Below are 19,577 nucleotides of genomic sequence, written 5' to 3' on the forward strand. Positions count from 1 at the left end.
TACTTACTCATAAATCACCAGCTCAATAGGCGTGGGGTTATAACCGTTGCAGGGATTGTTGAGCTGAGGACAGTTCGATATCAGGACAATCATGTCCATTTGTGCAGTGATATCGACGTATTTGCCAGGGGCTGAGATGCCATCATCAAACGCCAAACTACCATCAGGCGTAATAGGCACGTTCATAAAGAAATTGATATTTGGTCCGACATGACGTAGGTTCAGATCATATTTTTGAGCAACTGAATGCGTTGCTAGGGTATGCATAAAGTTGTTTCGGCAGCTATGCATAGGATAAGTATCATGAGCATAACGCACGGTATTACTCTCACATGAGCATGCACCGCCCAACGTATCATGACGACCGCAAGTGTCATCTGTGATAGTGGCAATGACTTGCCCTCTATTAGTGAAGAGCTGACTGCCCATCTCTAAAAACAGCTTTTGATTTTGTGCCAAGGTATCTGTGGCACTATAACGTTCTGCAGTATCTGCACAGCTTATAAACAAGGTATCGACCGCTTGATTGCCTTCGGTATCTATAATACGCAAGGTCTGGTTTTTCTTAACCTCTGCCATCCATCCCTCTCCAGCAGCACAAACCTCACGTAGCTTGATTGTCTTGGAATCGATTGAATCTAAAGTTGTTGGCGCTGGATTTTGAATAGCTTGATCTTTATTTTTAGTATCATTGTTAGTTGTCATGAGCCTGCTCTCTTAGTTGATATGACTGGTTGTAAACGTTATAGGCATAAATGTTATGTGAATGAGCCTATAGAACTCGTTTTGTCAGTCAAAAATTAGAAATTGATAACCACTTGATTAGTATTTAATGCCGCTTAACTGATAAGCATTTAATAGCTGCTTTCGCCTATCGAACACTGCCTTTCGTTAGGCGTTCGTATAGTCGCCAAAATAGCGTGCATTGTTCTCAAACCCGCGTTGGTTTTGCGAGCAAGAGTCACGGCAGATATCAGACTCTGACTTTGGCACTATGGGTACTGCCTGCTGAATGGTTAGCTCAATATCAGCTGGATCATAGATGTCTGATGGATCAAGTGGGTGCGGGGCATTACAGATGAATACTAAGCAATTCATCTCAAACCGTAGGGCGATAGATTGGTTGGTGTTGTCAGCAGCGATATAGGACAGCTGCCCTTGTAGATCGGGGGTGACTTTGGAGAACAGGTTTATCGTTGCCGTAAGGTCGCGCTCATTTAGCGCAAACTTCGACATCTCTGTTAGTAGTCCGTCAAGACCGTTTTGATAGCGCTCGTTACGAGCATCTTGGAAGGTTTTTTTGCCATATTGTGAGCTGATCATAGCAGCGGTGCTAGGGCCACAAATGGCATCGTTCCAGCCATGGTCATCGCTGATAATAGAGGCCAGCACTCGGCCCATATCGGAGTAGAGTACGTGACCTTCAGATAAATATAAGGTGTGTTGTGCTTTTAGACTGTCTGGCATGTTGAAGCGTTCAAGCTTCTCATCAGCGTTGACCACATATAGGCTAGCATTGGCATTGGCTGCCAGTGATTTGAGTGTTAATACAGTATTTTTATTGATACGTCCGCACCAATGATGGCCACCTGGTAGATGCGTGGTGAAACGATCTGAATACGAACTATCGGAAGTAGTGATTGAAACGGATGACATAAAAAACTCCACAGTTATGAGCTTAAGTGATTAGTATCACTTAGAGTCTCCCGGGCTTTTATCCCTCCGTGTAGTTCTTTCGAACCGCCATCTCTCGGACCAGTCATATAGTTTTAGAAAGCTTTCCTCTACTATATCGGAACCCTAGACGGCATTTTTTTAGCTCTTAGATTAATGATATACGGTAGTTAACCGCTTACAATTAACATTGCAAGCGATGTGCCAGTCATCATCTATCGCTATCCATTTGTCTTTTATTTTTCACTAAAAATAAGATTAGCGTTCTAAAAACTTCGCTAGATCAATCGCGTTTTTTTCAAAAGAACTACTCTTCTAAGTGCACTTATAGCCTGATACATATAGGTTGTAACAAATATAAGCAAGATTAACATCATGCTAAAAATTGAGAGTCAACAAGGCGCATGATAACCATCTAAGTTAAATCCAAATTAATTGACATAAAAACTAGATGCGCACCACAGTAGAACATTCTGCACCACAATGATAAATACTGCCTTATTCTGAAACATCTAAAAATCATGAGCGTCTCATTTATCTTTAATCATGCCAACATCAGCAGACAAAAAAATCACTGGTTCAATGCGAACCAGTGATTTTAATTTTCATAACGAATGTGGATAAGAAAAAGCATTGATTCTTATCGAACCAATGCTCTCATATTATACCTATATGCTATCAATGGCGAATTTCGTCGATGAACATCATCGATAGCCAGTGTTCTTGAATCAGTAACGAGTCACTAGAGCAATCGGTTGGTCTTCACCCATGATGTCTTGCGGCATAAACACAGCCTCACCGCCATTATGAATCACATGCTCAATGATTTCGCCAATCGCATCATCAGTGACACCTTCTGCGGTAGCATCATTAGCAATACTTAGAGTCTGCGCTTTTTCATCAATTTTGGCAGATTGTATATAGCCACGGCGTACATAAAGGGTCTCGCCCGCCCCTTGAAAAGCACTGCGATAGACTTCTTGTAAATCCGTCTGCAACATATTGGCACCGCGGGCTTTGTCAATCTCGCCCAAAGCAGCATGATGTAATGATGTACGATATTCTTCTACAGCTTCTTGTACACTATCGACGATATGCTGTGCACTGCCATCTTCTAGATTGGTGGCGTTTGATACCGTGGCAATGATGTTTTCTGGACGATCACAGACTTCTTTGTAGTAACCGATATTTTTCGCATCGCCAACGATAACGAGAGGCATTTTATGCTCGCCCCACAGCTCTTGTACGCTCTTATCGACTTGGTTAAAGTATTCTTTTAAATGACTGCTTTCATTACTTGCAGAACGATCAGAGCCACCGTCACTTGTCGTATGCAGACCATTATTTTCGACAGGGAATGCGATGCTTTCCATATTGTTTTGTGCATCGTCATCTTTATCAAACTCTCTGATGACACGATCATTTGATGCTTCGATCAGGCGAGCCTTATCACGGGTCAGCACGACTGTATAGTAGTGAACGGCACTTGCCATATCACGAACTAGGTCACGAGTGGCAAAACTGTCTGAAATCACAACCCGCTCTGTGGTATCGATGGGCATACGGATCACTTGTACATCGTCAGTACTGGCAAATATGGCTAAGGTATCAAGATTATAGTTGTGGTTTAACTCGCTGGTCTTAGCATAAATCTTGTCTAAGATAGTTGTCGACGTACTCTTGTCGTATTCTTTGGTTAAGCGATCTTCTACGACTTTTAGCTGATTTTTTAGAGCGATTGGATCTTGCTCATTGGCTGGATGCGCTCGATGTGTCTTAACAAAGATACTGACCGCTGGATTGGCTTTAGTTTCACGTAAACTTTTAAGAGTCGCTTTCATATACTGCTCCTTGTTTTATTATCATTTACTTTCAACGTTGTTAATTTTTCTATGAGTCATTTTTTCTATAAATCGTTTATCAATAGGGTTTGATATTTTTATTCCATTCCCTTGATGCTAACAGTCAAACCTCACTTGCTGTAGGGTCAATTTGCAAGCAAATGATAGCGCTTTGTAAGTAGAACAATCTATGTTGTTATAAAAGGCAGGTTTATCTCATTTAAACATATTTAATATCGACCCTCTCGTCGCTTTACTTTCTGTATTGTCAGTGAGTAGGTTGCATTTTCATTAAATGAACCCATCTTTTATATAATATAGGTATAAGACCGCAAAATAAAAAAGTAACTGACAGCCTTTTATACTCTGTGTGTTACATCACGCAAATCACTTATACCAAACCCTATTTAACCAATAATAATTTATTCACTAATATCAGATATCGGATACCTTTATGACACCCATTTCTCCAGATTTACGTCTTGTCGATTTTGCCAATGTTTCACCAAGTGCATTACAAAGCCAAGTCATTAGCGCGATAGACGATGCCAATGCTTTTTTAGATGCAATGACAGACCATACTGACAGCAACCACAGTCCTGCTGAGCAAGCTCTGAGCGATGTGATGAATTTTGATCATATCAATCTGGCATTAGATCGCAGTTGGGGTATTTTGTCACATCTCAATAGCGTGATGAGCAATGATGAGATTCGTCATGTGCATCATGAGCTACTGCCTAAGCTGTCTGCTTACGGCACTCGTGTGGGGCAGCATCAGCCGCTATTTAGTCGTTATCAAGCTATCGTGAATGATAAAGCGTTCTTTACAGCGCTTGAGCCTGCGCGCGCTCGTGCCATTGAGCTCGCGCTTAGAAGCTTTGAGATGTCAGGTGTGGCGCTACCTAAAGCTGAGCAAGAACAATTCGCTGCGACTCAAAGTGAACTCTCAACTTTATCAGCGACGTTCTCAGACAATATATTGGATGCTACCCAAGCTTACGCCTTACCACTTAAACAAGCGCAATTGGCGGGCTTAACCGAAAGTGGTTTGGCACTATTGGCAGACGCGGGCGAACAGTATAAAGCCCGTGAGCTTGCCAGCGGCGCCCTCACGCAAGCAGATATCGATGCGTTGCCGACCCCTTATTACGTAGCAAGTTTGAATATCCCCGTTTACCTTGCGGTCATGACTCATGCTGACGACCGCAGTCTACGTGAGACGTTGTACCGTGCTTATGTCACGCGTGCCTCAGAATTTGATACGCATACCAATGCCAAAGGTGAGTCGCTGAATAACGCTGATATCATGGGTCAAATCCTACAACTACGTGAGCAAAAAGCCACTCTATTAGGTTTTGACAATTACGCAGAAGTCTCACTATCGTCTAAAATGGCAGATAACGTGGCAGAAGTAGAAACCTTTTTGCGCGATTTGGCCACGCAAGCCACTCCAGCTGCTAAGCAGGATTTAGCGCAACTGCAAAAATATGCGCAAGATTATGGCATTGATGATGTGCAGCCTTGGGACAGTGCTTATATCGCTGAGAAAGTAAAACAAAGCGAATTTAGTTTATCGCAAGAAGAGATACGCCCATATTTCCCGTTACCAAAAGTGATTAACGGCTTATTTGCCATTGTTGAGCGTTTATACGGTATCAAAGTACAAGAGCAAAGTAGTAATGAGACAGATAGTGAAAGCACATCTGTATCGCGCTGGCACAACGAGGTAAGCTTCTATCAATTGTTTGATGCTGAAGATAACTTGCTTGGCGGCTTTTATTTTGATTTATTTGCTCGCAGCGGTAAGCGTGGCGGTGCTTGGATGAGTGGTTTTCAGTCGCGTTATACTTATGACGAGCAAGACCATCAGCAGCTACCGGTTTGCTTTATGGTTGGTAACTTTACGCCTGCCCTCGATGGCAAACCAAGCTTATTAACTCATGATGAAGTACTGACCTTGTTCCATGAGTTTGGTCATGGGCTACATCATCTTTTAACGCAAGTGACCGTCGGTGATGTCGCGGGTGTTAATGGCGTCGAATGGGATGCAGTCGAGCTGCCCAGTCAATTTATGGAAAACTGGGCATGGGATGCTGAGGGTATTGCGCTGATTAGTAGTCATGTCGAGACTGGCGAGCCCTTGCCTAAAGACAAACTTGCAGCCTTACTGGCGGTAAAAAACTTCCAAAGCGGCATGCAAACCCTGCGTCAAATCGAGTTCTCACTGTTCGACTTATTGATTCATTCACACACGCCAGCACTTGATTATGATGGTATCTTGGCAACCTTAAATACGGTTCGTAACGACATTGCCATCATGCAAACGCCTGACTATAACCGCTTTGCCAATGGTTTTAGTCATATCTTTGCAGGTGGCTATGCGGCTGGCTATTACTCGTATAAATGGGCAGAGCTATTGTCTGCAGATGCTTTTAGTAGGTTTGAAGAAGAAGGTGTTTTTAATCCAGTGACCGGTAAAGCTTTCCGTGAGAGTATTTTATCGGTTGGCGGTAGCTTCCCTGCCAAGACTAACTTTGAGAACTTTCGTGGTCGTAGCGCCAGTATTGATGCCTTATTGCGTCACAGTGGTTTTAGCAATGTTAAAAACATCGATGCCGCCAATGCCAAAAGCAATCGCGAGGTTATTTAGATGCGTTATCAATCGTCACGCCCAAAGCGCCGATTTTTGGCGGGCGTCCGCTGTCCCAAATGTCAGGCGATGGACGCGGTGGTACAGGTAAATATTACGACGCCTGTGCCTGATGAGTATATTGAATGTACTAAATGTAGCCATGCAGAACATCGACCTGACCCTGATGCTATCAGTGCCAAAAATCATGCGGAAGACCAACTCGCTCGTGATGCGATGGCGACAGGCACCAGTGGTACGGTAAAGTTTAAAACTTAAGCAAACAAATAATACTGATACTGATACTGATACTTAAAAGTTTTTTAAGTGCTTTATTATTTAACAGTACTTTAAGCCTATCTAGCAATAGATAGGTTTTTTATTTTGAGTTTGCTATAGTATGGCTACTTATATCTTTGACATAAATTGACCGTAGTATGAAAAATAAAAAAAAGCATCCTTTGTTGAGCAAACGTGAAAAAGCGAAAGCCGCTAAATCGCGCCGTAGAATCTGGATGGCGATTATATTGGCACTGCTATTCATTGTTATCGGCTATTTAGTTTGGGCGCAATCTGTACCTGAGACTAGCAAAACTGGCAGCAGCTCACCATCAATCGCTGAGCAAAACGAGGCTGCACAGTCTGCTGCTATGCCAGCAGAAAATGTCCTCAGTGAAGTCAATAGTGAAGTCAATAGTGATGACGCTATAACGAGTGAAGCGACTGTCCTTGATCAGAATGCTACCGCCGCTGACACAGCTGACAACTCAAATAGTCAAGTACCAAAACCTGCTACCATCTTAAGCGCTCCTTTACCAAAGACGGATAGTCTGGCCAAAGAAGAAATTGATCGCTTAGAAGATGAGCGTAAACGCTGGGCTGCCCAAGAAAAGCTGGCATCTGAACAATTAGTGATGAATAAAAAATTGACGGATATGAAGGAAGATCAAATTGCCTTGCTCGAACAACAAATCGCACAATTAGAAGCAGAAAGTACAGTACAAGCTAAGGTAGAATAAACATACTATTTTTTGAAGGGCTGACAATGGCGAATCTACAATTGACGCATGCCCCTATTTTAAATAGCAGTGCCCAATTACTTATCTTACCAGTTAATACTGCTGGCATCCTGCTCGACCCTATCCTCGCACGAACCAAGACGCTATTCGCTGATAACTACCATCACTATCGTCGCGCGTGCCGTGACGGTAGTCTAAACGCTGGTAGCTGTTTACTCCACAAACGAACACGAGAACAGGCTGGCCTTGGCGTCAGCAGTAATGGCAATCAACCCAGTTATATTGCCAATCTTGTTATCTCAGACCACCCTTATCATCCGACGCGGTCGCGCTGGCTCACTGACGCTTTAACAGACTTGCACCACCAGCTTATTCCTCTTATTCGCCATCAAGGCATCCGCAGAATTGCCCTATTTGCCCGCCCGCTTATCGATAGTCATTTACACAGTACTGTAGGCAGTTCGCCTCCTGAATCTAACGTAGCCACCTCACTGCCATTAAACTGGTATCTCGATATCTTGCCTGTACTAATTCAGCAATTACAAGACCTTCCTAAGCTGCGTATTGATGTGCACGTACCCAAAAGTATCGAGATCTAAGAACAAATAGAATGCTTGTTGGTGCATAGCACAACCTTTAACACTCAAAAAACATGACACCGATAACGGCTTGAATGCTATGCTAAATGAGTGTTTACTGTTTGAGAAAGCACGGTTATTTATTATCAGGATAAGGATACCCTATGAAAATACTTAGAACCCCCGATTCATGCTTTGAAAACCTGCCCGATTACGATTTTTCGCCGCATTATATGATGGTCGATGATGGCGAAGGCGGTGAGCTGCGTGTACATTATCTCGATGAAGGTCCCAAAGATGCAGACCCTGTTTTACTGCTTCATGGTGAGCCTTCATGGTGTTATCTATATCGTAAAGTAATACCGATACTGACAGCGGCTGGACATCGTGTCATCGCGCCAGATCTTCCTGGTTTTGGGCGCTCAGATAAACCTGCCGCCCGTACGGATTATACTTACCAGCGCCATGTCGACTGGATGCAATCCGTACTTGATCAGTTAGATTTAACAAATATCACATTATTTTGTCAAGACTGGGGTGGCCTAATTGGTCTACGTCTCGTGGCAGAAAATCCAGACAGATTTGCTCGAGTAGCAGCTGGCAATACCATGCTCCCCACAGGAGATCACGATCCAGGAGAAAGCTTCCGCAAGTGGCAGCAATTCTCACAAGATACTCCGAAGTTTCATGTCGGTAGCATTATTAATAGTGGCACTACGACCGAACTATCACAGGCAGTAATCGATGCTTATAATGCACCCTTCCCTGATGAATCGTACAAAGAAGGCGCAAGACAGTTCCCCATACTAGTACCGACCACACCGGACGATCCTGCTTCAACAAAAAACCGTGCGGCCTGGGGCGAGCTTGGCAAGTTTAATAAACCTTTCATTACCCTGTTTAGCGATTCTGACCCTGTCACTGGTGGTGGTGATCGAATCATGCAAAAACTTATCCCTGGAACTAAAGGTCAAAACCATAACACTATTATTAACGGTGGTCATTTCTTACAAGAAGACCAAGGCGAAAAACTGGCTGAGCTACTGGCTCAGTTTATTGCTGACAACCCTATTAATAATGATTAAGAAAATTTAATATTTTCTTCGTTATTACATGCAGCTCAATTGTTACCGTTTAATGCTTTAAACCATGGCTTGTATCTTCCTGTAGGCATTAAACGGTATATTTATATCCATATATTGATAAAAAAATGCGCTTAGCTTAGTATCCATTTTATAGGCAACCACTATAAAAACTTATTACATTCAAATTTAAATAAGGATAACAAGCTATGTCAAACAACAATAATGCTGAGAATTCAAAAAAATCTACCAACAATAAAGCAGTGACTGGCGTAGAAGTGGTCAGAGAGGATACCGTGGTATTTGAGGACGGCGACTTTGAAGCGTACAACGCTGAGCATGACTACGAGGAAGCTACAGACGATAGTACTGCTAAAAATGGTACGTCAGATAAATCAAGTAAGAATAAAGATTCTGATAAAAATCAGAAATCTAATCAAGATGACAAATCTAATAGTGACGATAAAGACGATCAGTCTGACAAAAACACCGAAGACAGCAAGTCTAATCAAAAAGACAAGACCAGCAAAAAAGATAATGCTGATCAAGAGGATAAATCTAGCATTACCATGGCAGGCATTTATCAGTGGGCGTCAAAGCTGAAAGACGACTTTAAATCTGATGCTAGTGGTATGACTCAGGATGTCTCTGAAAAAGCGACGGCTATGATGCTTGGCAAACTATTGGATGCGGTAGATCTTGAATTAGCGGCCTTTGATAAGAGCTTAGACGTCGCCAAAAATTTGGTCGCGACGGCTGAAGAAAAACGCAAAAAGATCGCTGCTAAAAAAGAAAAATATCAAGGTATGATCGACAAGTTAGATCAAGAATAGTTACTCTGGTTAATTAGACAATTATTCTAGAGTTTTATCAATCCAATGTTGAACGTTTGAAATGAGCGTTTGGCGTTGGATTTTTTGTTGTCAGTTGCTTAGATATGATTTTATTAAAATGAAATGTCATTGAATAGATTGGATGGAGACAGCAACATTCAACCTGATATAGTTGAATTCAAATAATTTCGATACAAGGAAACCGAGCGCAAGTTATACATTAGTATGCTTAGCGAGGATGACGATATAGCGGATTTATATGGATTTGACTATATAGTCAAAATACCCTCAAAACGCTACGATACTGCTGATATTAATTTTTTGTAGCCTCTGTCTACACAAGCACAGCAAGCAAAATTGATATCAGCAGTGCGTGATGTATCGGTATTACTTTTCACTGACTATATAAATGTAAACACTTATTTAGCCACAAAAAAAACCGCCTTGAGTGTTATTAACTAACAGCCCAAAGCGGTTTTTTATACCAAGCGAAACTACTTATTCAGCAGGTGAGGTTGAACCCTGCTCAACACCTTTCATAGTCAACTTAATGCGACCACGGTTATCCACGTCTTGTACGAGTACCTTAACGGTTTGACCTTCTTTTAAATAATCTGATACATTCTCAACGCGCTCTTCTGCGATTTGTGAGATATGCACTAAACCATCAGTGTTTGGCAAGACGTTAACGAACGCACCGAAGTCAACGATACGAGCAACCGTACCTTCATAAGTTTTGCCAACTTCAACTTCAGCAGTCAATGCTTCGATTTTACCGATAGCTGCTTTGGTCGCTGCTTTGTTTTCACCAAAGATACGAATCGTGCCACCATCATCGATATCGATAACTGCACCAGTTTCTTCAGTTAGCTGACGAATCATCGCGCCGCCTTTACCGATTACGTCACGGATTTTATCCGGATTAATTTCGATAACCGCATAGTTAGGGGCATGCGCGTTGATTTCAGTACGGCTCTCAGGCAATACTTTATTCATCGCATCTAGGATATGGATACGACCGGCATGGGCTTGCTTAAGCGCTTGCTCCATGATGTCAGGCGTAATACCTTCGATTTTGATGTCCATCTGAAGTGCAGTAATACCGTCTTTAGAACCAGCAACTTTAAAGTCCATATCGCCAAGATGATCTTCATCACCTAAGATGTCTGATAGTACAGCGAAACGCTCACCTTCTTTAACCAGACCCATCGCGATACCAGCAACTGGGGCTTTAATTGGTACGCCTGCATCCATCAATGCCAAACTTGCACCACAAACAGACGCCATAGAAGATGAACCATTTGATTCAGTAATCTCTGACACCACACGGATGACATACGGGAAGCGTTCGCTATCTGGAAGCATTGCTTGTACACCGCGACGTGCTAAACGGCCATGACCGATTTCACGACGTTTTGGAATACCTTCACGACCCGTTTCACCGACTGAGAAATGCGGGAAGTTGTAATGCAGCATGAAATGGTCACGGATAGTGCCACCTAGTGAATCAATCATGTTGACATCACGACTGTTACCCAATGTAGTTGTAACCAATGCTTGCGTCTCACCACGTGTGAACAATGCTGAACCATGCGTATATGGCAATACACCAACTTGCACATCAAGCGCACGAACGGTTTCAGGGTCACGACCATCGATACGTGGCTTACCTGACAAGATATTGTCGCGAACCGTACGATACTTAAGATCGTTATAGATTTCTTTGAGCTCAGATACCGTATCAGCATAGGCTTCTGACTCAGCATCACCAGCAAGCGTATCAATAATTGATTGCTTAATTTCATCAAGCTTAGTGTAGCGCGCTTGCTTATCAGTAATCGTATAAGCGTCAGCAACTTGCTCGCCAAACTGCTTTTTCATGCTGCTAGTAAGTGCTTGATCACGCTCAGGAGCGCTATATTGCTGCTTAGCAGTACCAATTTCTTCAGCCATTGACGCAATGTTATCAATAACGATTTGCTGCTGTTGATGACCGTAAAGTACTGCACCTAGCATCTGATCTTCTGAAAGCTCTGCTGCTTCTGATTCAACCATCAATACGGCAGACTTAGTACCAGCCACAACCAAATCAAGATCACTCTCTTTGAGCTGCTCGATTGTTGGGTTCAGTACGTACTCGCCATTAATGAAGCCAACACGGGCAGCTGCGACTGGACCATTGAATGGCGCGTCAGAGATAGCCAGTGCCGCTGAAGCACCAATTAATGCAGCGATATCTGCTGATTGAGTCTTATCTGACGATACAACCGTCGCAGTAATCTGAATTTCATTCACATAACCTTCAGGGAATAGCGGACGAATCGGACGGTCAATCAAGCGCGACGTTAATGTTTCAAACTCGCTCGCACGGCCTTCACGTTTGCCATAAGCACCTGGGATTTTACCCGCTGCGTACATTTTTTCTTGATAGTTGACAGTCAATGGAAAGAAGTTTTGGCCTTCTTTCGCATCAGACTTAACAACGGCAGCCACTAGGACAGTAACACCACCCATGTGAACTAAAATAGAGTTGGCTTGACGAGCGATACGCCCTGTCTCGATAACAACCTGCTGGCTGCCATATTGGAATTCACGTTTAACAGTATTGAACATTGTCGGATTTGTCATATAATTTTCCTAATGTTGACTGACGAAAATAATATCAACGTCATAAGCGCGCTGATATTTGTCATTAAAATTCTTTGTCTCTAGCTCCTGAGGAACAAGTCTCTTATCTGCAAGTCCTATCGATGAGACTGATAGTGTCACCTGCCTATCTTATGCATTTGTCTACAGTAGACATCGTACTATTACATATTTTTAGTCGTTCAAATTCGTTTTTTCATCAATATAGTCAAAGCTTATGCCAAGCAGCAGCCATACATATATGATGTTTTTCTATCTTTGCTAAGGTGCTACTACAGATAGTAGCAATGGCATAAAACTGACCAAGCATTATTTTACAGTGATTTCTAGCCATTGACCAATTAATTGCAAAACAGGGCTGTTGTTTATAGTCTTCCCTAGATACGACTCAAATCAGCATTGAGTTAACTCTTAGTTTTACAAAAAATTCTAAAACTATAGCGTGAAAATATTTGAGATTATTCATCTATATTAACAAGCATAAAAAAACGGTGTGAAACTATTCCACACCGTTTTAGAAAAATCTATTTTATCGATAGCAACAAGCAAGTTCCAAGCGATTTAGCAAAAAATTCAAAATAGCGCCACAGGATGGCATTTGTTATTTTAGCGATCGCTCGTACTATTGTCGTTAAATTAACGACGTAGACCCAACTGGCTAATAAGAGTGGTATAGCGACCAAGATCTTTACCTTTTAGGTAATCAAGCAATTTACGACGCGTGTTAACCATACGGATAAGACCACGACGGCTATGATTATCAGCTTTGTGCGCTTTAAAATGGTTCTGCAAATCGTTAATACGTGCACTTAGCAAAGCTACTTGAACTTCTGGAGAACCAGTGTCGTTTTCGCCGCGCTGGTATTGAGAAATGATTTGTTCGCGATCAGTATTAGTTAGCATAAATATCTCCGGCAATGCTAAAAGCTCCAAGATGCACTCAAATTTAAGCCATCTTAAAAGCTATAGAATAGTAAATAAAGTAACTTGTACGCCATTCAGGACAACCCTGCATTACTAGAGTTGACCTAGTGTACGACAAGCTCAATGTATTATAAAAAACCACTTGAAAATAAGCCAGATATCAGCGGAATATTGCTTAACTCAGTCATCTGCTTTGAACAGTGAGCTCAGCAACCTGCTTTATCTAAAAGCTTAATTCAAATGTGACGGCTATTATACCAAAAAACTGCTGAACTAGCAGCAGTTTTTCATAATAGTTTCATGGCAAGACGAATTGCCAATAAGATAATCTAAGGTACATTTACAGCCGTTGCAAGCACAGCAACTACATTGATAGACATTACAAAATTCTAGCGTATTACTTTTTCACATCGCTCTCAGTAGCATTGCCACCTAGCTCATCATCAGCAAGAGGTGCTGCCGTAGTGACTTCCGCTAAACTATCCGGAGTGGCATGTTCGCTAGGGTTGATATCTTCTGCAAGCTTTTCAATCTCTTTTTCTTGCTCATCCATATTATTCGGTGAATTACTCATATTAGCTCCTAAGTTATTATTTTCTGAACTATTTAGTTTTATAATTATTGATACCAAGCTAAAAAAATGTAATAGCGTCACCCAGCTATGAGTGACACTTTAAATACTCTACTTGTCTTCTTTAGCATTTTCTAAATTGTCCGCAATGCGATCTGCCGCTGCTTCTGACTCTTCAGTATGGTTATTTTCGGTTTGGCTTTTAAGAGCTGCAGTTGCTGATTCAGAACGTTGTTGCTCAAGTTTGGTATCGTTTGGGTTAGAGTTTGACATAATATTTTCCTCGATCATGGTTGGTTATAGTTATTGGTAGATTAATGTTATATGTTCATCGTTAATATCTTATAAAGCCAATTAAGACAAGGCTTTATCGATAGCATCAACGAAATTTTCGATATCATCTGGATTACGCGAAGTAATTAAGTTACCGTCAATTTGCACGATTTTATCAACGAAATTTGCTCCTGAATTTTCCAAATCTGTTTGCAATGAGTGGTACGCCGTTAAGGTCTTACCTTTTGCGATACCTGTGTTAATAAGTACCCAAGGTGCATGGCAGATGACCGCCAACGGTTTATTTGCTTCATTAATTGCATTGATTATACTGTGAGCTTCTTTATTGCCTCGAATGGTATCTGCATTTACAGTACCGCCTGGCACTACTAGCGCGTCATAATCATCAACTTTAGCCTCACTTGCAAAGATGTCAGCGGTGAAAGTGTCACCTTTATTGACATCCTGATTCATCGCTTGAACCTTTTTGTCTTCGTTAGTAGTAATAAGCAATGTGTTATAACCTTTTTCTTTTAGTTGGTTATTAACATCTTCATACTCTGCTTGTTCAAAATTATTGTGTAGTAAGAAAGCGATCGTTTTCATGATATTCCTTGTCTTTATATTTGTGATTCTATATATAAATTTTATTATTGATCTATCTGTTTTTTTTGTTATGAGTACTTCTTTGTTTTTATTTAGTGTTGAGACTTCAGCAGTAAAACTTTCCTTGTTAAAGCTATTCCCTAAGCATTTTTTATTATTTTAAATTTTTCTTATTAGTGTATTTTTTATTTTTATCACATTGATTATCTCTTCCAGCCTTCCCTAGCTGACTTATCTAATGTACAAAAAAAACAGGCTTCACCATAGGTGAAACCTGCAATAAAATGTGAGGATATGTGATTAGTGTAAACTGTTAGTAAGTTTAAAGAGGATTAATTGGCTCATAGCCACATGAAACATACGAACCATGAAAAGCTTAGAAAATATAACCCTACCGTTGGATTAATTTCTTAGGTTGTAGTCGGCCATTGAGACTAACAGCGCCCAATCCAATAAACTCCCCTTGCTCATCTAGCAAGCGTATATCTACCGCTATCTCGTGGAGCAATGGTTGTTCATCGTCACTACTAACAACATCGCTATCTAGTGGGGTGTCATTGCTTTCTGAAACAGAAGACTGATGGCTAATACTGGTTGAAATATAATCGCGCAAATCATCAGTAAGCTGCTCAAAGACATTCAATCGTTGCCCCATATGGACACGGGTATACTGTTCAGCAGTCAATGTAAGCTCAGCCTCGATATTGACACACGCATCAATAGCAAGGAGCTGTGCCTGTCTCTCATCTAACGATAGCGCCTCTAACGCTGATAAAGAAATCGATTCCACTATGCTAAACTTTCCGACCTGCATACGGCGCAATGCGATTAAATGCCCTAATGTGCCCATTATCTTGGCAATATCTTCTGCCAATACGCGCACATAAGTACCTTTGGTACAAGTCACCGTCAATTGAATCTGCTCGTTATCAATAGCTTTTAAATCAATAGCCTTAATCACGATATCTCTTGGCGCTCGCTCTACTTCGATACCAGCACGGGCATACTCATAAAGCTTTTTACCGTCCTTTTTTAAAGCAGAATACATCGGTGGTATTTGCTGCTGAGCCCCCAAAAACTGTTGAGCAACCTTGTCCAATATTGATTGATCAAAAGTTGGAATAGATACCTGTCCAACGATTTGACCATCAGCATCGCCAGTATCTGTCTGGCTACCAAGCAATATCGTCGCTTGGTAAGATTTGTCGGCATCAAGTTGATAATGGCTAAACTTCGTGGCCTCACCCATACAAATAGGCAATAGACCAGTGGCCATGGGATCAAGCGTACCTGTATGACCAGCTTTTTTGCTGTCATGTGCAGGAGACTTAAACAAATACTTCACTTTTGAGACTACTTGCTGTGACGTCATACCTTGCGGCTTATCAACTAAGATAACGCCGGAGACTTTTTGTTTATCCGTTGTTTGTTGACTAGTCATTGTCATTAATCATCATTTTCTTTGCTATCGACTTCATCTTCATTCTGCTCAGTTTTGATGACTGCTTGACTGATCAAGTCCATCATATAGTTGCCACGAGCCGTTACTTCATCATAATGAAAGCGCAGACGTGGTGTCGTACGCGTTTTGAGACTATGGCTCAATTCGGTACGCAAAAAACCTGCCGCTTTATTCAGAACTTTGATGCTTTCTTCGTGGTTGGTTTTGGTCATCGCGTCATTAAGCTCTGGCTCCATGATGGTGACATAAACGTCCGCATACCCTAAGTCTGGGCTGACCTTGACACTAGAGATAGTGACAAAACCAGTCAGACGCGGGTCATTGACTGCGTCACGAATAAGAACAGCAAGCTCACGCTGAATTTGATCGGATAAGCGCTGTAAACGTTGGTTCATATTGTTACCTTAATTTGATATGGCCTATTTTTATGGATTAGCCCGTTTGCTTATTAATACATTTAAGGGCTGATATTTGTTAAAAAAGGCCTAGCAGGATGTACCTGCTAGGCCTAAGTACAGCTAGATATGAAGGAGATACTAATATGCTCAGCTGATTAAGCATCTTGCATGATTAGAGACCTTACTATCGAGCGGTGACTTTAGATAGTACGTTCGAACTCTTGAATTTCAAAGACTTCGATCTTATCACCAGCTTCGACATCATAACCACGAACGGCTAGGCCACACTCCATCCCAGTACGTACTTCATTAACGTCTTCTTTATAGCGACGTAATGATTGCAGCTGACCAGTAAAGATAACTTGGTCATCACGCAGTACACGGATAGGCTTATTGCGATAGATTGTACCTTCAACCACCATACAACCGGCAGCTGCACCGAACTTACTAGAACGGAATACTTCTCGAACATCAGCAACACCCAGGATTTTCTCACGATGTTCAGGCGCAAGCATTCCACTCATGGCTGCTTTTACATCATCAATCAAGCCATAGATAACACTGTAATAGCGAATATCCATGTTGGCTGCATCCGCTTTGCGACGTGCGGTCGCATCTGCACGAACGTTGAAGCCTAATAATACCGCTTCGCTAGATTCTGCAAGCGTTACATCAGACTCAGAGATAGGACCAACACCTGAACTGATGACGCGAACTTTTACTTCATCAGTTGACAGCTCATTCAGTGCCGATAGTAATGCTTCGAGCGAACCACGGACATCAGTTTTCAATACAATGTTCAAGAATGACACATTGCCTTGTTCCATCTGATCGAACATGCTCTCTAAGCGCATGGCGTTCTGACGTTCAAGTTGACGTTCACGCTCGCGATTGGTTCTGAAATCAGCCACTTCACGGGCTTTTTTCTCATCTGTAACGACTAGGAATTCGCTACCAGCTGCAGGTGTTTCAGGTAATCCTAAAATCTCTACAGGGATAGAAGGACCCGCTGACTGAATACGCTGACCATGTTCATCAGTCATCGCACGGACTTTACCATAATGCTCGCCCGCTAGAACCAAGTCGCCTTGTTTTAGTGTGCCTTTTTTGACTAGAACACTAACGACAGGACCACGACCTTTTTCAAGTCTTGACTCAATCACCACACCTTGCGCAGCACCATCTAACGGCGCTTCTAATTCCATCAGTTCTGCTTGGATGCTGATATATTCTAATAGCTCATCAATACCTTCACCCGTTTTGGCTGAGATACGCGCCATTGGTGTATCGCCACCCCACTCTTCTGAGACGACTTCTTTGGCAGTCAACTCATTGAGTACGCGATCAGGATCAGCGCCCGGCTTATCCATTTTGTTGATGGCAACGATAAGCGGCGTACCAGCAGCACGTGCATGGTCGATAGCTTCTTCCGTTTGCGGCATCATGCCATCATCAGCTGCGACAACCAGTACAACGATATCAGTCGCTTGCGCACCACGTGAACGCATAGCACTAAAGGCTGCGTGACCTGGGGTATCTAAGAAAGTAATCACACCGCGACCGGTTTTTACATGATAAGCACCGATATGCTGAGTGATACCACCTGCTTCGCCATTCGCTACTTTCGTTTCACGAATTTTATCTAGCAATGAAGTCTTACCATGGTCGACATGACCCATAATAGTTACGACTGGTGGACGTGTTTGCACGTTACTGCTGCGTTCATTGACTGCAGATTGTAGATCGTCTTCAACCTTAGTATCACTAACTGGTACTGGGTTATGACCCATTTCTTCAACAATCAGACTGGCTGTCGCTTGATCAATCGTATCTGACTCACGAGCCATCTCACCCATTTTCATGAGTAGTTTAGTGACTTCACGGGCTTTAACTGCCATACGCTGGGCAAGATCTGCAACGGTAATTTGCTCACTGATCTCGACATCATAGACAATTTTTTCAACAGGTTTTTCAAACTTATGCTGTGACGCTTGCGTTGAACGTAAACCATTTTTACGGTTTTTGATCTCACGCTCATCTTGATTTTTACGACGACGACCACGAGCACCAGTGCTACTTGCACCGCGCTTGATTTCACGACGTTCTTTTTCAAATGATTCTTCTAATGCGTCACCGACTAGACCTTCAGCCAATGGCTCATCTTTGCGAACTTCAGCAGCAGGCTGGTCCGTATATTTACCAGCCATTTTACGCATTTGCTCAAGTGTGCGCTTTTGCGCTTCTTCAGCTTGAACACGGCGTGTTTCTGTCTCAATTTCGCGTAGACGATTTTCTTCTTTTTCACGTACTTCACGAGCTTTACGCTCAGCTGCTGTTTCAACTTTAGGTTTTGTAGCAGCAACTTTTTTCTTCGGCTGTTCTTTAGGCTTGACTTCAATAGTAGTCTTGCCGCCTTTTTTCACAACAACTGAAGTAGAAATGTCGTCATTCTTATCGTCTGATTTTTTGCTAGAGCCTAAGCTGGCACGCATCGCAGCTAAGGTTGCTGCTTGACGCTCTTCAGATTTTTTCTTAGTAGCAGCACGCTCTTCAGCGTCCTTAGCAGCACGTTCTTGCGACTCAATCATCGCTTGCTCACGCGCAGCCAACTCTTCAGCCATTTTTTCTGGATCAGGCTTTTCGAATACTTTCTTTTTACGCACTTCCACATTGACACTCTTAGATTTACCTGAAGAGCCGGTCACACGCGCGGTGCTCGTTGTTTTAGACTTGAGACTAATACGACGCTTATCTTGCTGACCATGACTTTGCTTTAAATACGTCACCAACTTCTCTTGCTCAAGCTCGGTGACTAGGTCATCCTCTGCGCGAGCAGGCAGTCCAGCATCTACCAGTTGCTGTTTTACAGCACTTGCGGTTTTGCCTACCATATCTGCCAGTTCTTTGACGGTCTTATCTGCCATTTATTATCACCTACTGTCTATTATTTGCTATATGTTCAATTCAGTTGTTGGCTACAAATGATTGGGTTAAGGCTGGTGGTTAGGTTGCATGTATTATGCGACTTTATACCAGCACTT

At 42.3% G+C, this 19,577-nt stretch carries 17 protein-coding genes and 1 riboswitch; of the genes, 6 read left to right on the forward strand and 11 right to left on the reverse strand.

Translation table 11 applies throughout. The features are described from left to right. Positions 1 to 3 precede the first annotated feature (3 nt). The 3 genes from J5X94_RS08350 to J5X94_RS08360 form a co-directional block, all read right to left on the reverse strand. The gene (locus tag J5X94_RS08350; protein WP_210540930.1) at positions 4 to 705 is read right to left on the reverse strand and encodes an urea amidolyase associated protein UAAP2; all 702 of its coding nucleotides are present in this window, start codon (positions 703 to 705) and stop codon (positions 4 to 6) included. A 186-nt stretch (positions 706 to 891) separates the two neighbouring features. Further along, positions 892 to 1,656 carry an urea amidolyase associated protein UAAP1 gene (locus tag J5X94_RS08355; protein WP_210540931.1) on the reverse strand — a complete coding sequence of 255 codons (765 nt, stop codon included), beginning with the start codon at positions 1,654 to 1,656 and terminating at the stop codon, positions 892 to 894. A gap of 45 nt (positions 1,657 to 1,701) precedes the next feature. Continuing rightward, positions 1,702 to 1,815: riboswitch (guanidine-I (ykkC/yxkD leader) on the reverse strand. A gap of 587 nt (positions 1,816 to 2,402) precedes the next feature. Then, a complete protein-coding gene (locus J5X94_RS08360) occupies positions 2,403 to 3,515 on the reverse strand; it encodes a hypothetical protein (protein ID WP_210540932.1) in 1,113 nt (370 codons plus the stop codon). Between the two features lie 454 nt (positions 3,516 to 3,969). On the opposite strand from J5X94_RS08360, the gene J5X94_RS08365 reads away from it, so the two are divergent. The 6 genes from J5X94_RS08365 to J5X94_RS08390 all read left to right on the forward strand — a co-directional run bounded on the left by J5X94_RS08365 (position 3,970) and on the right by J5X94_RS08390 (position 9,656). Beyond that, positions 3,970 to 6,165, forward strand: coding sequence for a M3 family metallopeptidase (locus J5X94_RS08365; RefSeq protein WP_210540933.1), 2,196 nt, complete (start codon positions 3,970 to 3,972; stop codon positions 6,163 to 6,165). Beyond that, positions 6,166 to 6,423 (forward strand): YheV family putative metal-binding protein, encoded by a 258-nt coding sequence (locus J5X94_RS08370; protein WP_010200725.1) that lies wholly within the window; start codon positions 6,166 to 6,168, stop codon positions 6,421 to 6,423. A gap of 158 nt (positions 6,424 to 6,581) precedes the next feature. Beyond that, the gene (locus tag J5X94_RS08375) at positions 6,582 to 7,163 is read left to right on the forward strand and encodes a hypothetical protein (RefSeq protein ID WP_210540934.1); all 582 of its coding nucleotides are present in this window, start codon (positions 6,582 to 6,584) and stop codon (positions 7,161 to 7,163) included. 26 nt (positions 7,164 to 7,189) lie between these two features. Continuing rightward, positions 7,190 to 7,762, forward strand: a complete 573-nt coding sequence (locus tag J5X94_RS08380; protein WP_210540935.1) for a hypothetical protein — start codon at positions 7,190 to 7,192, stop codon at positions 7,760 to 7,762. Between the two features lie 143 nt (positions 7,763 to 7,905). Next, positions 7,906 to 8,826, forward strand: coding sequence for a haloalkane dehalogenase (locus tag J5X94_RS08385; RefSeq protein WP_210540936.1), 921 nt, complete (start codon positions 7,906 to 7,908; stop codon positions 8,824 to 8,826). Positions 8,827 to 9,032: 206 nt separating this feature from the next. Further along, positions 9,033 to 9,656: a hypothetical protein gene (locus tag J5X94_RS08390; RefSeq protein WP_210540937.1), complete on the forward strand. Its 624-nt coding sequence runs from the start codon at positions 9,033 to 9,035 to the stop codon at positions 9,654 to 9,656. A 498-nt stretch (positions 9,657 to 10,154) separates the two neighbouring features. On the opposite strand, the gene pnp is transcribed toward J5X94_RS08390, so the two are convergent. From pnp to infB, 8 genes are all read right to left on the reverse strand, one after another. Continuing rightward, positions 10,155 to 12,269 (reverse strand): polyribonucleotide nucleotidyltransferase, encoded by a 2,115-nt coding sequence (gene pnp / locus J5X94_RS08395; RefSeq protein ID WP_210541051.1) that lies wholly within the window; start codon positions 12,267 to 12,269, stop codon positions 10,155 to 10,157. A gap of 669 nt (positions 12,270 to 12,938) precedes the next feature. Continuing rightward, positions 12,939 to 13,205, reverse strand: a complete 267-nt coding sequence (rpsO, locus tag J5X94_RS08400; RefSeq protein WP_010197757.1) for a 30S ribosomal protein S15 — start codon at positions 13,203 to 13,205, stop codon at positions 12,939 to 12,941. 418 nt (positions 13,206 to 13,623) lie between these two features. Continuing rightward, on the reverse strand, positions 13,624 to 13,800 hold the full coding sequence (locus J5X94_RS08405; RefSeq protein ID WP_010197755.1) for a hypothetical protein: 177 nt from the start codon (positions 13,798 to 13,800) through the stop codon (positions 13,624 to 13,626). A gap of 108 nt (positions 13,801 to 13,908) precedes the next feature. Continuing rightward, on the reverse strand, positions 13,909 to 14,070 hold the full coding sequence (locus tag J5X94_RS08410) for a hypothetical protein (protein ID WP_194620586.1): 162 nt from the start codon (positions 14,068 to 14,070) through the stop codon (positions 13,909 to 13,911). Positions 14,071 to 14,151: 81 nt separating this feature from the next. Beyond that, positions 14,152 to 14,676, reverse strand: a complete 525-nt coding sequence (locus tag J5X94_RS08415) for a type 1 glutamine amidotransferase domain-containing protein (RefSeq protein WP_210540938.1) — start codon at positions 14,674 to 14,676, stop codon at positions 14,152 to 14,154. A gap of 391 nt (positions 14,677 to 15,067) precedes the next feature. Then, positions 15,068 to 16,123, reverse strand: a complete 1,056-nt coding sequence (truB, locus tag J5X94_RS08420) for a tRNA pseudouridine(55) synthase TruB (protein ID WP_210540939.1) — start codon at positions 16,121 to 16,123, stop codon at positions 15,068 to 15,070. Continuing rightward, positions 16,123 to 16,533 carry a ribosome-binding factor A gene (locus J5X94_RS08425; protein ID WP_010197749.1) on the reverse strand — a complete coding sequence of 137 codons (411 nt, stop codon included), beginning with the start codon at positions 16,531 to 16,533 and terminating at the stop codon, positions 16,123 to 16,125. Before J5X94_RS08425 ends, truB begins: the two co-directional genes overlap by 1 nt. A 203-nt stretch (positions 16,534 to 16,736) precedes the next feature. Continuing rightward, positions 16,737 to 19,460 (reverse strand): translation initiation factor IF-2, encoded by a 2,724-nt coding sequence (gene infB / locus J5X94_RS08430; protein ID WP_010197746.1) that lies wholly within the window; start codon positions 19,458 to 19,460, stop codon positions 16,737 to 16,739. Positions 19,461 to 19,577: the final 117 nt, after the last annotated feature.

The sequence above is a fragment of the Psychrobacter sp. K31L genome, from assembly GCF_017942195.1.
In the GTDB taxonomy this organism is placed as follows: Bacteria; Pseudomonadota; Gammaproteobacteria; order Pseudomonadales; family Moraxellaceae; genus Psychrobacter; species Psychrobacter glaciei.

Bases quoted from the DNA above. Each gene is read 5' to 3' on its own strand.
- J5X94_RS08350 (WP_210540930.1), bottom strand. From the start codon at position 705: ATGACAACTAACAATGATACTAAAAATAAAGATCAAGCTATTCAAAAT.
- J5X94_RS08355 (WP_210540931.1), bottom strand. From the start codon at position 1,656: ATGTCATCCGTTTCAATCACTACTTCCGATAGTTCGTATTCAGATCGT.
- J5X94_RS08360 (WP_210540932.1), bottom strand. From the start codon at position 3,515: ATGAAAGCGACTCTTAAAAGTTTACGTGAAACTAAAGCCAATCCAGCG.
- J5X94_RS08365 (WP_210540933.1), top strand. From the start codon at position 3,970: ATGACACCCATTTCTCCAGATTTACGTCTTGTCGATTTTGCCAATGTT.
- J5X94_RS08370 (WP_010200725.1), top strand. From the start codon at position 6,166: ATGCGTTATCAATCGTCACGCCCAAAGCGCCGATTTTTGGCGGGCGTC.
- J5X94_RS08375 (WP_210540934.1), top strand. From the start codon at position 6,582: ATGAAAAATAAAAAAAAGCATCCTTTGTTGAGCAAACGTGAAAAAGCG.
- J5X94_RS08380 (WP_210540935.1), top strand. From the start codon at position 7,190: ATGGCGAATCTACAATTGACGCATGCCCCTATTTTAAATAGCAGTGCC.
- J5X94_RS08385 (WP_210540936.1), top strand. From the start codon at position 7,906: ATGAAAATACTTAGAACCCCCGATTCATGCTTTGAAAACCTGCCCGAT.
- J5X94_RS08390 (WP_210540937.1), top strand. From the start codon at position 9,033: ATGTCAAACAACAATAATGCTGAGAATTCAAAAAAATCTACCAACAAT.
- pnp (WP_210541051.1), bottom strand. From the start codon at position 12,269: ATGTTCAATACTGTTAAACGTGAATTCCAATATGGCAGCCAGCAGGTT.
- rpsO (WP_010197757.1), bottom strand. From the start codon at position 13,205: ATGCTAACTAATACTGATCGCGAACAAATCATTTCTCAATACCAGCGC.
- J5X94_RS08405 (WP_010197755.1), bottom strand. From the start codon at position 13,800: ATGAGTAATTCACCGAATAATATGGATGAGCAAGAAAAAGAGATTGAA.
- J5X94_RS08410 (WP_194620586.1), bottom strand. From the start codon at position 14,070: ATGTCAAACTCTAACCCAAACGATACCAAACTTGAGCAACAACGTTCT.
- J5X94_RS08415 (WP_210540938.1), bottom strand. From the start codon at position 14,676: ATGAAAACGATCGCTTTCTTACTACACAATAATTTTGAACAAGCAGAG.
- truB (WP_210540939.1), bottom strand. From the start codon at position 16,123: ATGACAATGACTAGTCAACAAACAACGGATAAACAAAAAGTCTCCGGC.
- J5X94_RS08425 (WP_010197749.1), bottom strand. From the start codon at position 16,533: ATGAACCAACGTTTACAGCGCTTATCCGATCAAATTCAGCGTGAGCTT.
- infB (WP_010197746.1), bottom strand. From the start codon at position 19,460: ATGGCAGATAAGACCGTCAAAGAACTGGCAGATATGGTAGGCAAAACC.